This window comes from Pontibacter pudoricolor (genome assembly GCF_010092985.1).
GTDB classification, from domain to species: Bacteria; Bacteroidota; Bacteroidia; order Cytophagales; family Hymenobacteraceae; genus Pontibacter; species Pontibacter pudoricolor.
Genome location: NZ_CP048106.1, coordinates 1,785,669 through 1,800,223, shown reverse-complemented (window position 1 = coordinate 1,800,223; position 14,555 = coordinate 1,785,669). Strand labels below are relative to the sequence as shown.

14 protein-coding genes are annotated in these 14,555 nt (G+C 45.4%); 8 read left to right on the top strand and 6 right to left on the bottom strand.

Features of this window, described 5'->3' with window-relative positions:
• Positions 1 to 120 precede the first annotated feature (120 nt).
• The gene (locus GSQ66_RS07720; protein ID WP_238395863.1) at positions 121 to 1,161 is read right to left on the bottom strand and encodes a hypothetical protein; all 1,041 of its coding nucleotides are present in this window, start codon (positions 1,159 to 1,161) and stop codon (positions 121 to 123) included.
• A 96-nt stretch (positions 1,162 to 1,257) separates the two neighbouring features.
• Positions 1,258 to 2,052, bottom strand: a complete 795-nt coding sequence (locus tag GSQ66_RS07715) for an FRG domain-containing protein (RefSeq protein ID WP_162426936.1) — start codon at positions 2,050 to 2,052, stop codon at positions 1,258 to 1,260.
• A 122-nt stretch (positions 2,053 to 2,174) separates the two neighbouring features.
• Between GSQ66_RS07715 and arsC the strand changes: the two genes are divergently transcribed.
• The gene (arsC, locus tag GSQ66_RS07710) at positions 2,175 to 2,516 is read left to right on the top strand and encodes an arsenate reductase (glutaredoxin) (RefSeq protein WP_162426935.1); all 342 of its coding nucleotides are present in this window, start codon (positions 2,175 to 2,177) and stop codon (positions 2,514 to 2,516) included.
• A gap of 981 nt (positions 2,517 to 3,497) precedes the next feature.
• On the opposite strand, the gene GSQ66_RS07705 is transcribed toward arsC, so the two are convergent.
• Positions 3,498 to 4,811: a glycosyltransferase family 4 protein gene (locus tag GSQ66_RS07705; RefSeq protein WP_238395862.1), complete on the bottom strand. Its 1,314-nt coding sequence runs from the start codon at positions 4,809 to 4,811 to the stop codon at positions 3,498 to 3,500.
• Positions 4,812 to 5,074: 263 nt separating this feature from the next.
• On the opposite strand from GSQ66_RS07705, the gene ffh reads away from it, so the two are divergent.
• A complete protein-coding gene (gene ffh, locus GSQ66_RS07700) occupies positions 5,075 to 6,412 on the top strand; it encodes a signal recognition particle protein (RefSeq protein ID WP_162426933.1) in 1,338 nt (445 codons plus the stop codon).
• A gap of 317 nt (positions 6,413 to 6,729) precedes the next feature.
• Positions 6,730 to 7,581, top strand: a complete 852-nt coding sequence (locus tag GSQ66_RS07695; RefSeq protein WP_162426932.1) for a universal stress protein — start codon at positions 6,730 to 6,732, stop codon at positions 7,579 to 7,581.
• A 142-nt stretch (positions 7,582 to 7,723) separates the two neighbouring features.
• On the opposite strand, the gene GSQ66_RS07690 is transcribed toward GSQ66_RS07695, so the two are convergent.
• Positions 7,724 to 8,197 carry a nucleoside deaminase gene (locus GSQ66_RS07690; RefSeq protein WP_162426931.1) on the bottom strand — a complete coding sequence of 158 codons (474 nt, stop codon included), beginning with the start codon at positions 8,195 to 8,197 and terminating at the stop codon, positions 7,724 to 7,726.
• Between the two features lie 208 nt (positions 8,198 to 8,405).
• Between GSQ66_RS07690 and GSQ66_RS07685 the strand changes: the two genes are divergently transcribed.
• Together GSQ66_RS07685 and GSQ66_RS07680 are read left to right on the top strand one after the other, a co-directional pair.
• Complete coding sequence (locus GSQ66_RS07685; RefSeq protein ID WP_162426930.1) at positions 8,406 to 9,581, top strand: thioredoxin family protein; 1,176 nt, start codon at positions 8,406 to 8,408, stop codon at positions 9,579 to 9,581.
• Between the two features lie 389 nt (positions 9,582 to 9,970).
• Positions 9,971 to 10,579: a hypothetical protein gene (locus GSQ66_RS07680; protein ID WP_162426929.1), complete on the top strand. Its 609-nt coding sequence runs from the start codon at positions 9,971 to 9,973 to the stop codon at positions 10,577 to 10,579.
• Here the strand turns inward: GSQ66_RS07680 and GSQ66_RS07675 are convergent.
• Together GSQ66_RS07675 and GSQ66_RS07670 are read right to left on the bottom strand one after the other, a co-directional pair.
• A complete protein-coding gene (locus tag GSQ66_RS07675; protein WP_162426928.1) occupies positions 10,576 to 11,181 on the bottom strand; it encodes a DUF429 domain-containing protein in 606 nt (201 codons plus the stop codon). The genes GSQ66_RS07680 and GSQ66_RS07675 overlap by 4 nt on opposite strands.
• Positions 11,182 to 11,244: 63 nt before the next feature.
• Positions 11,245 to 11,778: a DinB family protein gene (locus GSQ66_RS07670; protein WP_162426927.1), complete on the bottom strand. Its 534-nt coding sequence runs from the start codon at positions 11,776 to 11,778 to the stop codon at positions 11,245 to 11,247.
• A 233-nt stretch (positions 11,779 to 12,011) separates the two neighbouring features.
• Between GSQ66_RS07670 and GSQ66_RS07665 the strand changes: the two genes are divergently transcribed.
• The 3 genes from GSQ66_RS07665 (at position 12,012) to GSQ66_RS07655 (ending at position 14,537) form a co-directional block, all read left to right on the top strand.
• Positions 12,012 to 12,725: a class I SAM-dependent methyltransferase gene (locus tag GSQ66_RS07665; protein WP_162426926.1), complete on the top strand. Its 714-nt coding sequence runs from the start codon at positions 12,012 to 12,014 to the stop codon at positions 12,723 to 12,725.
• A gap of 40 nt (positions 12,726 to 12,765) precedes the next feature.
• On the top strand, positions 12,766 to 12,990 hold the full coding sequence (locus tag GSQ66_RS07660; RefSeq protein WP_162426925.1) for a hypothetical protein: 225 nt from the start codon (positions 12,766 to 12,768) through the stop codon (positions 12,988 to 12,990).
• Between the two features lie 590 nt (positions 12,991 to 13,580).
• Positions 13,581 to 14,537, top strand: a complete 957-nt coding sequence (locus GSQ66_RS07655) for a YihY/virulence factor BrkB family protein (protein ID WP_162426924.1) — start codon at positions 13,581 to 13,583, stop codon at positions 14,535 to 14,537.
• The last annotated feature ends 18 nt before the right edge of the window (positions 14,538 to 14,555 follow it).

The window sequence follows — 14,555 nt, the reverse complement described above, 5'->3', positions numbered from 1 at the left end:
TTACGGAATTATACTGCCAGTCAGATACTTGTTATTTCGTGTCTAACTCTGGTCTAATTTCAAAGAGATCTCCCTCAAAATTCGAGATGACGAAATAAGCTTACAATTTGACTATCAATCTTACTGATACTGGATATACATAGGCGTTGGTGTAAGTGCCAGTACTTCCTCTGGTGTCATCAGGCGGTGACCGTTTTTAGTGTCGTTTTTATAGAACAGTTTAAAGCCTGTGAACTGAACCGGCTCGTTTTTAATGTAACGGCGGTAGGTGTCTTTCTTGAGTGCCGGGCCGCCCCAGCCATCCATGTGCATTACTACCTGGTAGCGTGGGTCAAGTTTAATGTTTTCGGTGTTTTTGATCATACCCTGGGTAAAGCGGTGCACGATCAGCATCTTGGGCGGTATCTGGTTTTTTGTTACCAGGTCGGCAAGGTAGCTTGTGGCATAGTTTATATCTTCTGCGTTAAAAGAACCGATTTTACGGCCCGGTATGGTACCATCTTTCATAGCAAATTCGGCATCAATACCTAAGTGCACATTTGGCAGGCTAAGGTATTTCTCAAGTTCAGGCAACTCTGCCTGCAGCGTACTATGGCCTACCTGCACATCCAGGAAAACGATAGCATCGCGCTGTTTCGCTATCTCCAGCACTTCGTCGATCATTTTATGACGCATACGCAACCTGTACTTGCCTCCGGCACTCGGGTGACCCTGGGCAGTTACAACTATAACATGCAGCGCAGGCTGTACCGGTGTGGTTGGGTCGGCCTTGCTCCAGTTGGCAACTTCTTCGTCCAGTTTCTGCAGCATCTGCTCCGGAGGGAGCTCCCCTAAAATACCCATTCGCTTTGAAAGCGGGTTGCCATAAAATGCAAGAATTCGCTTCTCCGGGAGTATAGCGCCTGGCAACGGCTTTGGGCCAGGGTAAATCCAGGATGTATCTGTAGTGGCTTGTGCAACTATAGCTGTGGTGTCAGGGGTTGCTTTTGCCAGTGTATCCTCTGAAACTATAGTTTGTTGGTCGGAGGGAGCTGTGGCCTGAACGGATTGTTGTGCTTCGCGCTCCTGCGTGCAACTGATGGCAAACAGGGTAGTAGTACAAAGTAAAAAAGTAAAACGTTTTTTGGGGTATCCAGAGGTGGTGCGTAAGCGGGTAAACATAAAAAGAGAGTAAGGGTGTATTCAGTGGTTAAGTTAGTAAATTTATATTTACGCGCACACTATAACGCTCCTCAATTTAGTTAAAAATTCTTTGTCTTATTTAGAATGGGTGTAATGCCTTTTCAGCCATTGGCTCAGACCGGCAAGCCCCGGAAAAAGCACACGCTCTGTAATGTTGGCCTGGTCCAGTTTATCACGTATTTCCCACTTCAGTTTTGCAGGAATGATCACCCTGAAATATAACTCCGGGTGTTGCTGCAGCCAGGAGCTAAGCTCCGACTTCACATCAGACATCATCGAGAATAAGGCATACTGTTGTATTATGCGGGCATCAAGCGAAGGTGGTTCCAGGAAAAGCACAAATTCTTCTTTCTGAAAGCTGCCCAGTTTTTTTAGAGTCGGGCTGACCGGTGCCAGAATTTCCGGTGTAAATACGCTGGCTCCTTCTTCATTTACAGCATCCAGCAAGGTAGAGGGCAGGTATTGTTTCGATTTTACATAGTCTACACACCACACTGCGCCGTCCTCTTCGTATTTATCCAGCAGGTCTGTTACAAAGTGCAGGGCTACATAAGGCGAATAGCTCCAGTCGAGGAGGCGGGTAGGCAAACCATGATGCTGTGCCATAGCAAGCCAGTTCCAGATGGTATCATCCTGGGGAGCTGTGCCGTGGGCATACTTACGGAAGTTACGGAGAATATGCGGCTCCAGCCTCTCAAACTGCGGACCCACGCGTGTAATGCTGGTACTCAGGTCGTAAGACTTATTCCAGCTTCCCCGGTATACATAAGACGAACGAAAACGGCCCAGCACTGGGTCCCAGCTATGGTCAAAAAGGGCAGCCTGAAGCTCCAGCCATGAATTTACTACTATTTCGGTGCCTGCCTGCATAAATTATTTTTGATTTTTTGGGCTTACTAAATTACGGATATTGCTAAAGAATGGAATTACCTATAAGTATACTCTTTAAATGGTGAAAGTTTATACTTTTACACCAAACAATATTCTGAAAAATGATTACGATCTACCATAATAAGATGTGCAGTAAAAGCAGGTGCACGCTCGATCTGCTGAAAGAGAACAAACAGGAGGTTGAAGTAGTGGAATACCTGAAGACAACACCCACCGCTGACGAGCTGAAAAGTATTCTGCAAAAGCTACATATGAAACCTGAGGAGTTGGTTCGTAAAGGAGAAAAGGTATTTAAAGAAAAATTTGCGGGTAAGAGCTTAACAGATGAACAATGGATTCAGGCAATGGTGGAAAACCCGGTTCTGATCGAAAGACCCATTGTAGTGAAAGGTGATAAAGCTGTTATTGGTCGCCCTCCGGAGAATGTGCTGGGCTTGTTATAGTTGCTGATTCGGGAATATAGCATTAGTGATAAGTTAGAGGAGGCTATGGAATGGCTATAGTTTGGTAATAGTTCTATAGTTATCGTTGTCCAACCACCCCTTTATCCCCTCCTTTGTCCTGGCACCACAACCCCTCAGCGCTACGTTCGCCAACTTCGAGATCGCTTCCCGGTAGGCTATGGTGGGGAGGTTTTGGCTTTTGCTATAGTTGTAGCTATAGTTTACCCCTTCCCAGCCTTCCCCTTTAAAAGAGGGCCCCTACCCCCAAAACAGGGGAAGGAGCTTTCGAGCTGTCGCTATAGTTGAGGATGTAGTTCTATAGTTATGGTTTTAACCCACCCCTGCCCCTCCCAAGAGGGGAATTTGGGCTATAGTTATAGTTTGAGTTGTAGTTTGCTATAGTTACAGTCCATCCACGGACAGGACAGGTTTACCTGTCCTTAAGGAAATACCACCACGATAAAGCCAAGCACAACAACATCTCAATCAACTATATAAATTACTATCGAACTGATCACAGTCTTTTGGTTGAGCGCCTTTGCTTGGTTGCGGTGCCGTCAGGCAACCCGAGGTACGAGGGTAGCAAGAAAGCAGCAGCGCGATGCCCTTATCGAGGGCCCCTACCCCCAAGACGGGGCCTCCCGGCCGTGAGGGCACCAAAGCTAGATTGAAACAATAGGTTAATAGAGCTCCCAGGATTTAAGAAGGCTATGGGAGAAAAGGCTTGGTTCCAGCTACTACTATAACCAACTATAGAACCCAGATTTCTCACTTTGTTCGAAATGACAAAAGAGAAACTATAGAACTCAGATTTCTCACAGCTGCGCTGGCTCTCTTCGACTCGCGTCTCAAGAATGTTCGAAATGACACAAGAGCAACTATAGTAAATATAAAATCCTTCGGCTAACGCTCAGCATGACTACGAGTAAATACAAACTATGCTACTAGCAGCAATTGCCTTAGCCTGCAAAATCTTTAACCTTACTTCAAGGCCTTCACTACCTTCGCTAATTCAGCTGTTAGCGCTCTTCTTGAAAAACGGGCGTGGTTGATATACGGCAGATCCAGATTCGGATTGATCTTCCAGGCTTTGCTCATTTGCGTAAGGTGATCCAGCATCAGGTCGTAGGCGGTGTAATGAAACAGGCGGCCTGCGCCACATTCATCTATAATCTGGTCCATGGCAGAATGAACCGGGCCGAGCGCAACGATTGGTTTGTTGGATGCCAGGTACTCGAATAATTTACCCGGCACATTGGCATATACCGTATCCACATCAGCAATTGAGAGCAGTAGTAAAGTACTCTCCATCATATATTTGATAGCTTCCTGGTGCGGTACAAACGGTATGTATTCTGTAATGCCCAATAAACCTGCCTTCTCAATGCGCATCTTCACACCCTCCGACACTTTACCCACAAAGCGGAGCTTATAGTTTATTTCGCTGTGCGTGGATAGCAGTGTTGCCAGAACTTTCAGGAAAACATCAATATTATAGTTTTCAGTGATAGTACCGGTATACGTTATCAGGAAAGTATCCTGCGGCGGGTTACTCGGGAAAAGGAAATCCTCTTCATCATACCCGTTCGGGATTACATGGATCTTGTCGGCATGTACGTTGGCGGGCTTGTTCAGGAACAGGCGCTTGGTGTCTTCGCTGGTAACTATAATGGCATCAGCTTGTTCCAGTACCTGCCGTTCATACTTTTCATCCAGGCGCCTGGCAATAGGGGTATGCAGTAACTGGTCGTAGTAATGGATGTTGGTCCAGGGGTCGCGGAGGTCGGCAACCCAGGGCAACTTGTACTTTTGCTTTAACTTAAGGCCAATAAGCTGCGTAGAATGCGGCGGACTGGTGGTAAGAACGGCTTTGTACTTGCCGGCAACTATAAGTTCTTCCGCTTTTTTCAAGGCATGTTTGTTCCAGCCAACGCGGGCATCAGGAATAAATAAATTGCCGCGCACAAACTTGAAAACCTTATCTAAAAAGGTGTCCTTGGTTTTCTGGTTAGCAAAGCCGCTGTAAGGAATTTCTTTCTTGCCGGATAGTTTTTTATAGTACTCAAAAGGCTCAGATGTGGCCGTGCGGTAAACTTCAATGCCTTCAGGTATTTCTTTCTCGAAGGTAGGATCTAACACGGCGTAGGAAGCCTGTTCTTCATCAACGGTAAGTATGCCCGGAAGCACGCCAAACTGTGGTAAGTATTTGCAAAATTTTAAGCCACGCTGCACTCCTGGTCCACCGGAAGGCGGCCAGTAATAAGAGATATATAGTAAGTTTGTAGTATCGGTCATTTCCAAAGCTATAGTTTGCTTAGCTCTCGTTTCAAATATAAGAAATATATATACTAATTACGGCTTTATAGATTGCCTGAACCACTGATTAAGTAGTTTGGTTAGCTAAATAAAGGTTATAGAAAGAAGTCCGTTAGATAAAAATATGAAAGTTTCTGATTCAGACAGGTATTAAAATGATGCAAATCGCCCAAATCATTTTTAATCACTGGTTCAGACAAGCAAATTTTGTTTATTTTTGTAGGTAAATCCAGAAGAAAGAGATGTTTGATAATTTAAGTAACAAACTAGACCGCGCTTTTAAAACGCTTAAAGGCCAGGGTAGCATTACCGAAATAAACGTTGCTGCAACTATAAAAGAGGTGCGCCGCGCCCTTGTTGATGCCGACGTTAACTATAAAGTTGCCAAAACTGTAACCGATAAGATCAAAGACGAAGCCATGGGGCGGGATGTACTTATATCCGTTTCGCCGGGCCAGTTGATGGTAAAGATCGTGTACGAAGAGCTGACCGAGCTGATGGGCGGCGAAAAGCAGGACATCAACATAAGCGGTAACCCGGCTATTATCCTGATCGCGGGTCTGCAGGGTTCTGGTAAAACTACGTTTACGGGTAAGCTGGCCAACTACCTTAAAAAGCAGGGCAAATCGGTAATGGTTGCTGCCTGCGACGTGTACCGCCCCGCTGCGATAAACCAGCTGCAGGTACTGGCCGAGCAGGTTGGCGTAGAGGCGTATACCGAACTGGAAAACAAGAACCCGGTTCAGATCGCCCTGAATGCCATTGAGCACGCCAAAAAGACAAACAAGAAAGTAGTCATCATCGATACCGCCGGTCGTTTGGCCGTGGACGAGGCGATGATGAAAGAAATAGCCGAGATCAAAGCTGCCGTTAAGCCCACTGAGACCCTGTTTGTGGTAGACTCCATGACTGGTCAGGATGCGGTGAACACAGCCAAGACCTTTAATGAGCGCATTAACTTTGACGGTGTTGTGCTAACCAAACTGGATGGTGACTCGCGTGGTGGTGCGGCCCTTTCTATCCGTGCGGTGGTGGAGAAGCCGATCAAGTTTATCTCGACTGGTGAGAAAATGGAAGCGCTTGACCTGTTCTACCCGGATCGTATGGCACAGCGTATCCTGGGCATGGGTGACGTTATCTCCCTTGTAGAGCGCGCGCAACAGGCCTTTGACGAAGATGAGGCGAAGCGTATCAACAAGAAGATCCGCAAGAATCAGTTCAACTTCGACGACTTCCTGACACAACTGGAGCAGATTAAAAAGATGGGTGATATCAAGGACCTGGTTGGTATGATACCGGGTGTTGGCAAAGCCCTGAAAGATGTGGAGATTGACGACAATGCATTCAAACCGATCGAGGCCATTATTAAATCGATGACACCAGCTGAGCGCGAGAACCCGGATATGATAAACGGCAGCCGCCGTGCCCGTATCGCCAAAGGCAGTGGTACCGACATTACACAGGTGAACAACCTGATGAAGCAGTTCAACGATATGCGCAAAATGATGAAGTCGATGAACAAGATGGCCGGAACACGTGGTGGTTTGGGTAACCTTGCTAAAATGATGGGACGCCGTTAAGCGGAACCTGTAAGCTATAGAACAGAAGGCTGGGCAATTGCTCAGCCTTTTTTTATGCCTGTTTCCGGAAGAGGTACTATTTAAAACTATACGCCCTGTTCCCGGTTATATTATAACAGACTTTGTTATAAAATTGTGGATATCAGTATTTTAAGTATAGGGCGGTTGCCATGCCGATGCTGAGAGGATTCATATGACGAAGATCAGTTTATAGAATGCTATTGCTTATACTTTAAGCTTTAGAAAGGCAGTAATTTTAAGTTATTCATAGGAGGCAACGGGTGTTTGCCATTCATCAAATTAAAATCATAAAAACCATGAAGACACTTCTCGTACCTGTTGATTTTTCTGATAATTCAGTGCGTGCCCTGCAGTATGCCATTGAACTGGCTACGCAAGCCCATGCTGAAGTTGTAGTGCTACATTCCCTTGAAATCATTCCGACGTTGCCTACCCTGGACCATAACAGAGAAACAGACGAAGCCCGTCAAAAGCTTTCGGCACTGACCAGCCAGGTTAACAAGAACAGAACACAGGTAAGGTATATCGTTACAGGCGGAGACACCACCGGAGATATCCGGAAAGCCATAAAAGAACTGGATGTGACCATGGTGGTGATGGGAACAGGTGGCGCTAAAAACTACGCTAAAAAAATGTTTGGCACTACCACCGAGGCTATCGCGAAGCTTGGCCTGTGCCCTGTTTTAGCCATTCCGGAAGGAGCCGACATAAAACCGATCAGGCAGATTGTATACGCAGCCGATTTTGAGAACGGAGACCAGGTAACAGCCATGCAGTTGCTGCAACTGAAACAATTGCTGAATGCCTCGCTCACTTTCCTGCATATCCATAACAAAAACCAGGCAGACTATATTGATAACGAGTATATTAAACAGGAGCTGACCAAACAGTTTCCGGAAGCAGAGATAAACTTTGTGGAGATCGATGCTGAAAATGTGGCCGAAGGAATCTCGAAATACGCCTATGAAAGCGATGCGGACCTGGTTGCCTTCACGATACTGAACCGCATGTTCTTTGAAAAGATCATCCATAGCAGTGTGACATCGAAATTACTGAAGAAGCTGAAACTACCAATGCTGGCCCTGCCTGAAAACGGCCAACTGCTGGACCTGCAGAAAAGCGACAGTATTGAAATGAGCAGCTTATAGCCCTGATAACTATAGCTGACTAAAACTATAAATGGCTGGGAACTTCGTGTTTCCAGCCATTTATAGTTTATAGATATATTCTATAGTTCAGATGGTCGCTGGCCGGTACGCCATTATGTAATCTGAAACGAACTGTCTGCTTTCAGTAACTTGTTTTATCTTCCTTAGCTACCCATTTCTCAAACGCTTCTTTGGCTTCATCTGCTAAAAGCTGCTCCATCGGTATTCTGCGTTCTGATTTTGGCTTGTCCAGTTCCTGGTAAATGAATTTATCGTCGAAGCCGATGCGCTCAGCGTCCTGGCGGGAATTGGCATAATATACTTTTTTAGGGCGGGCCCAGTAAATGGCGCCCAGGCACATGGGGCATGGCTCGCAGCTGGTGTATAGTTCGCAGTCCGTAAGTTGGTTGGTGCCCAGGGTGGTGCATGCTTTCCGGATAGCTTCTATTTCTGCGTGTGCTGTGGGGTCGTTGGAGCCCAGCACGTTGTTGTAGCCGCGGGCCACTATTTCGCCGTTGCACACAACTACGCAGCCAAACGGGCCGCCACAGCCTTCCTGCATTTTCTGTACCGAGAGCCGGATGGCCTCACGCATAAAATCTTCTTTCTGTTTCATGGGTTTGGGGTTAAACTTTATCTGAGTACGGGAGTTTTGTCTGTAGATGTACGTCTTTTGTCTCTATAATCCCACTGTTCGGATAATAAGTAATCTTTTTGTTACCTTTTCCGGTAAAAAAGTATAATTTAACCTATAGTTTGCGTTTAGGCTATATAGCTGTATGTAAATACTTCCTGTTCAAAAGTATACACCTTAATCCAACCATATGAAAAAATCAGTACTATGGCTGCTGGCCTTGCTGGTAAGCAGCAGCGCCTGGGCTCAAACCAAAGAAATCAACTTCCGGAAAGGCACTGTAGCCGAGATTATGGCACAGGCCAAAACCGAGAAAAAACCGATATTTATTGATGCCTATACCACCTGGTGCGGACCATGTAAGTGGATGGATAAGAACGTGTTTGTAAACGATGCTGTAGCCGACTACTTTAATACCAACTTCGTGAACTATAAGCTGGACATGGAGAAAGGCGAAGGCATTGAAATGGCGAAGAAGTATGAAGTACAGGCTTACCCAAGCTTCCTGTTTTTAGCCGCAGATGGCAGTGTGATGCACCGCACGGTTGGTGCCCGCCCAGCCGAAATGTTTATGGATGTAGCAACTATAGCCAAAGACCCTGCTAAGAACTTTGCATCTTACCAGAAGAAATTTGACGGCGGTGAGCGCTCTGCAGACTTTATGATGGGGTACCTGAAAGTGCTGAACGAAGCCGCTCTGGATGCTGGCAAAGTAGCCGAAGCTTATTTTGCTACCCAAAAGTCTGATCAGCTGCTGGAGCGTGGCAACTGGAAACTGATCTACGAGAACATTAATACGGTAGAGTCACCAACTTTTAAACACCTGGTTAAAAACAGAGAAGCTTTTGCAAAGAAGTACACCGCAGATTCTGTTAACAACAAAATACTAAGTGTGTATGGCATGGCCCTGAACCGTGCTGCGTATGAGGGGAAGGATGCAGAATTTACAAAACTGAAGACCAATCTCACAAAACTGAACCTGAAAGACGCTGAAAGGTCATTGCTATTTGCTGATGCAGTTTATTACGAACGCAAGCAGGACTTACCAAAGTACCATGCCGCCAACATCAAACTATACGATACTTACTTCAGCAGCGACGCCAACCGCCTGAACAGCATTGCCTGGAAATACTATGAAACGATAGATGATAAAGCCATGCTGCAAAAAGCGGAAGAGTGGGCCAGGAAATCGGTTAGCATTGCACCGGGTTATGCTAACTTAGATACACATGCCGCTTTGCTTTACAAACTAGGGCAGAAACAAAAAGCACTGGAAGCAGCCAATAAAGCTATTGCGGCAGGCAAAAAGAACGGCGACGATGTAACCGGAACCGAACAACTGCTGGCCGAGATTAAAAAAATGTAGCCAGCTATAGTTTAAACTACAAAGCGGCGGCTCCTTTATAACAGGGGCCGTCGCTTTTTTATGCGTTATAAAAAGACATAACCTATACTTCACTTGTGCATTAAAAACGCGCATACTCGAAGTATAGGTTACTACAGTCTTGAGCCGCCTGTTGGCAACGTGATCTCCAAATCTTAAAAGTCTTTTTTAGTACAGGTCACACGGTTTCCTGTTAAGTACATTAGAAAGAGTGGTTGTAATTATGTACGGCGATGAACTCAGGGAGTTTAATAAAAGTGCTGATTAGTAATTGTTTACATCTGTTTTAGCGCGCCCTGGCTATATCTTAAAAGTAATATTTGCGTACTAAAAGCAACATTTAACAGGCACCATTTAATAATTGTATAACTATGAAACGCATTACTTTATATTTATTCGGATTACTCTTTATAGCAAGTACTGTTCTGAGCAGTTGCTCTGCATCAAAGGAGGCCGAAGTAGAAGATGAACTCGGTGATTTCAGAAACTGGGTAAGCCAGACCACCAGCAATGTAGCCGACCGCACTGAAGAAGACTGGAAGCGTGCCAAAGCAGATTTTGCTACCCGCACGCAGGAACTCGACGTAAAACAGGAGGGTTTTTCAGATGAGCTGAAGCAGGATTATCAGAAACTGAAAGAAGATTTTAACAAAGCTGACAAAGAGTACGAAACTACGCGTCGTGCAGCCCGCCTTGCAGAATGGGAGCAAAAGCTACTGGGCACTTATGCTGACAAAGCAACTATAACCCAGGGAAATGTGCGGCAGGTTTACATTACATTTTTAGAGAACGTACGTAAACAGCATGGCTCCTGGACCAACCAGGATTGGGAAATGGTGAAAATGGTGTTAAACTCTCTAAACGAGCGGAAAGACGAAGTGGACGAAGGGCTGAACACCGACGACGAAGTTAAAATAAAGGCGCTGCAAATGGAGTTCCGTACCCTGGAAACAGCCGGCGACCTGGGTGGGAATAACTAAACTATAATCCGACCTTCGTGGGCATCTCCGTAAAGTATAGCTTTGCCGGAGAGATGCCGGAAACCACTTAACCAGGCCAGCAGCGCATCGAACTGGTGCCAGTCTGTTGGAGTTTGGGCAAAAGCATAATTCATCTGATCTTGCAGCAGTTGCGCTATAACAGGCAACGTTGCAAGATCTTTTTTATAGCTCTTCTCGTCAGGCAAAAGTATACGGGCAAGTTGGGTAGGATACGTTTCTAAAACAGCGATTCCGTGCTCGGCAAGGGTAGTTCTGAGTTTTATAGCGCGGGCAGTTAAGCCGCCAATAAACATCGGCGACATGGCCTGTACCTCGCGGTCGCAGGTACGGTAAAAGAAATCGGAGCCGGAACTATAAGGTAACTGGCTGTAGACCTTGGGTAAAGTAAGCGGAGCATCTATAAATACAGTGGCAGGCCTTTTCTCCAGAATAAGTTTCAGCAGGAAATCATCTGCATCCTGGCCGCGGGCACTTTGCCATAGTTCTATCTGCCCGTTATGTACCATGGCAGCGGCAGTAGTGCCGGCTAGTTTAGAGCCATAGTCCACGCCCATAAACGTGGGTAAACTTTCTGAAACCATACCTATAGTCTGTAAATAAGGATACTTACGTACTTACCCGGCAATGGATAACTATAGTTGGGCTTACTTTGTAAGTTGCTGTTTGAGGTGGTTTACCTGGTGCAGGTGGTGGTTAAAATGATCCTGCAAAAAAGTTAGCGTCTGGGAGGCATTTAACATTCCGGCATACGGGTGTCTGAACAGGCATTTATCCAGCATGGCAGGCGGAATTTCAGTCAGCAGGTCTTCCAGTTTATACCTGGTCTCGTCCCACTGGGCACGCACTTTATCCAGCGATACCACATCCGGAACAGAGGCAGCCACTTTCGGGGCTTTAAATTTCATGCCGGAGTTAAGCGCCACTTTTAACATCACCGAACTCACCATATTCTTTATAGATGAGGTGTGCAGTTCTTCCTCTTTGCTTAACTTGTTCTGGATGTAGCCGATCGTTAGCTGCTCTACCTGCAACAGGTGCGCGGCAATTTGCCCAATAGACCATTTACCTTCAGCAGGGCAGGTGTTAAGTAGTGTATCATCAATACCGAGAAGGTCGTTAAGCAGCTTGTTGCGCGACTTCTCAAGGTATAAGTATTTAACTTCCAGTTTCGGATTCATAAACAGAACGTGACTAAAAACTGCTGAACTCATGGGCTAAAAGGTCAAGGATTGCTGCTAAAGCTACATATTTTTTTATTAAATGCAACAAGTGTTGCCTGGTAATTTTGTGTAACAGGTTGATAGTAAGGTGAGTGGTGTAGTATTAGGAGATCCATATAATTAGTATAGTTCAAAAAAGTATTTTATAATGCCAATATTTCGCCGAACTTTACTTTTCGTAACTTTACAAGATGATTAAGAACGACCCGATCGGAGCTGCTATAAATGATTACCTGCAGGGTAAAAAGAACGGTAGTATAACTGTTTCGTCCAACCTGACCGAAGACGATATTATACCTGTAGATTACCTTTTCAGGCAGGAAGAGGAAATGCCAGAGCTTGAGACGATAGCCTTGCAGGAATGCCGTGGCCATGTGCTGGATGTGGGTGCCGGAGCCGGTTGCCATAGTTTGCTTTTGCAGGAGCATGGCCTTCAGGTCACTGCCCTGGATATTTCGGAAGGCGCTGTGGAAGCCATGCAAAAGCGCGGCGTAGAAAACGTACAGCTTGCCGATGTACTTACTCTAAAAGATCAGAAATACGACACATTGCTGATGCTGATGAACGGCATTGGTATAGTTGGCGACCTGTTCGGTTTGTACCGTTTCCTGGTGCACGCTAAAACGATCCTAAATCCGGGTGGTCAGATCCTGCTTGAGTCGTCGGATATACTATACATGTATGAGCAGGAAGACGGCTCTGTATTGCTTGATCTGAATGCCGGCTACTATGGCGAAGTGGAATATAACATGCGCTATAAGACGCACGAAAGCGGCAGGTTTAAGTGGCTCTTTATTGATGCCAGCCTGCTGGAGCAATACGCCGAAGAACATGGCTTTACAATGGAAGTGCTTTACGAAGGGGAGAACGGGAATTACCTGGCTAAGCTAACGTTGCAGGAGTAGGGGTTGGTTATTTTATACTCTGGTTTCTTTCAAAAATGACATGGAGAAGGCAAATTTATTTGCTCTATCAGAAAGTATAGTATCTGATGAAAAGTGGTATGATCTCCTGAATATTTATTTAAAAGATGCTGATTTTGCGGAATTTAATATCCTTTATGTTTCTTTAGAATTAAATCCTGAATTAGTGGCCATTGAGCCAGATTTGATTGAAGAATTAGAAAGGAAGAATAAAATATATTCAAGCGGAATTAGTCGAAGGTATTGACTAACAGCCAGAGTAAAGAAATTTATACTTTCAAAGCCATATAAAGAATGGATTAATTATCAGCTTGAAGACCTTTCTCTGATAAAGGATGGTGTTGAGATACTGGCAACTATAACTCACGAGAACTATGTCTTTGCTCAGATGAGTGATGAAGAAAGATTAAGGTTAAATGAGCAAGGATATGATTTTGGAGAGCTGCATAATAGTAGCAATTAATGCAACTCCTGCCTTCGCTCACGTCCCGCGAGTGTGAGTTACTTGCGGACTCTGGCCGCCTTTATCTCAATATATTCATTGTATGCCGCAAGTTTGCAACTTGTGGCTCAACATGGGGCCAGTTTGTAACTGGCTAAACTATAATTTTAAAACTCGCCAGTTACAAACTGGTTGCCAAGGCTTACCAGTTTGTAACTGGCGGTAACTGGTATAGTTGTGGCGGAACACCACCTATCGTTTACACTCGCGGAACGCGAGCGCAGGAGCTATAAAACTATTCAAACGCCATGCTCAGGCATCAACAAATTATAATCTCCCGTAACTATAGCTGATTTCAACAAAATAAAAGTCGTTGCAACTATAGCTATAAGCGCATGAACAAACGTGTTGCCTCCACCTGGGAGATCACTAAGCAGACCTTCAAAGAATTTGTAGAGGATAATCCGCTGGATTATGCGGCCATTATCGGCTTCTATACCATCTTTTCTCTTCCGGCGGTGCTTATCATCACCATTCGCATTGCGGGTGCAGCCTTTGGTCAGGATGCGGTAAAAGGCGAGGTTGTAAAACAGTTGGGCGGTATAGTTGGCCGAAACAGTGCCACGCAGTTCCAAAGCATCATCGAAAATGCAGCTCTTTCAGATGCTACCACTATCGGTACTATAGTTGGCGTAGCAACTATGATCTTCTCGGCAACCACCGTTTTTGTAGCCCTGCAGGACTCCCTGAATGCCATGTGGGAAGTAAAAGCCAAAATTGAGAAAGGTTGGCTGAAACTGCTGATCAGTCGTGTACTGTCGCTGGCTATGGTAATAAGTATGGGTTTCCTGTTGCTGGTGTCGCTTTCTATAGATGTGGCCTTGGGTATTGTGTATGATTTTCTGCGGCAGCAGTTCTCTGGTGTCGCGATTTACTTTATAACTATAGCCAACATCCTTGTTTCGCTCATCATCAGTACTGTCATATTTGCAGCTATTTACCGCGTGCTGCCCGATGCCAAAATTCGCTGGAAGAATGTGTGGGTAGGGGCTGCTGTTACGTCAATTCTTTTTGTGCTGGGTAAATATATACTCAACATTTACTTTCAGCACGACCCGCTGGCAGATACCTATGGCGCGGCAGGCTCACTGGTGCTGATACTGGTGTGGGTGTACTATACGGCGGTCATTTTCCTGTTTGGAGCAGAATTTACGCAGGTATATTCCAAAGCCCACGATAAAAAGATAGAGCCCGAGGATACAGCCGTGAAAGTAAAAAAAAAGGAAGTGGAGATTGATACCGATACCGGCAAAGTAGAAGTTAAAAGCAAAGAAAAAGGCGACTCGTTATAAGTCGCCTTTCTTATCAGG

Bases quoted from the DNA above. Each gene is read 5' to 3' on its own strand.
- GSQ66_RS07665 (WP_162426926.1), top strand. From the start codon at position 12,012: ATGATTAAGAACGACCCGATCGGAGCTGCTATAAATGATTACCTGCAG.
- GSQ66_RS07685 (WP_162426930.1), top strand. From the start codon at position 8,406: ATGAAAAAATCAGTACTATGGCTGCTGGCCTTGCTGGTAAGCAGCAGC.
- GSQ66_RS07720 (WP_238395863.1), bottom strand. From the start codon at position 1,161: ATGTTTACCCGCTTACGCACCACCTCTGGATACCCCAAAAAACGTTTT.
- GSQ66_RS07715 (WP_162426936.1), bottom strand. From the start codon at position 2,052: ATGCAGGCAGGCACCGAAATAGTAGTAAATTCATGGCTGGAGCTTCAG.
- arsC (WP_162426935.1), top strand. From the start codon at position 2,175: ATGATTACGATCTACCATAATAAGATGTGCAGTAAAAGCAGGTGCACG.
- GSQ66_RS07660 (WP_162426925.1), top strand. From the start codon at position 12,766: ATGGAGAAGGCAAATTTATTTGCTCTATCAGAAAGTATAGTATCTGAT.
- GSQ66_RS07690 (WP_162426931.1), bottom strand. From the start codon at position 8,197: ATGAAACAGAAAGAAGATTTTATGCGTGAGGCCATCCGGCTCTCGGTA.
- GSQ66_RS07675 (WP_162426928.1), bottom strand. From the start codon at position 11,181: ATGGTTTCAGAAAGTTTACCCACGTTTATGGGCGTGGACTATGGCTCT.
- GSQ66_RS07680 (WP_162426929.1), top strand. From the start codon at position 9,971: ATGAAACGCATTACTTTATATTTATTCGGATTACTCTTTATAGCAAGT.
- GSQ66_RS07705 (WP_238395862.1), bottom strand. From the start codon at position 4,811: ATGACCGATACTACAAACTTACTATATATCTCTTATTACTGGCCGCCT.
- GSQ66_RS07670 (WP_162426927.1), bottom strand. From the start codon at position 11,778: ATGAATCCGAAACTGGAAGTTAAATACTTATACCTTGAGAAGTCGCGC.
- ffh (WP_162426933.1), top strand. From the start codon at position 5,075: ATGTTTGATAATTTAAGTAACAAACTAGACCGCGCTTTTAAAACGCTT.
- GSQ66_RS07655 (WP_162426924.1), top strand. From the start codon at position 13,581: ATGAACAAACGTGTTGCCTCCACCTGGGAGATCACTAAGCAGACCTTC.
- GSQ66_RS07695 (WP_162426932.1), top strand. From the start codon at position 6,730: ATGAAGACACTTCTCGTACCTGTTGATTTTTCTGATAATTCAGTGCGT.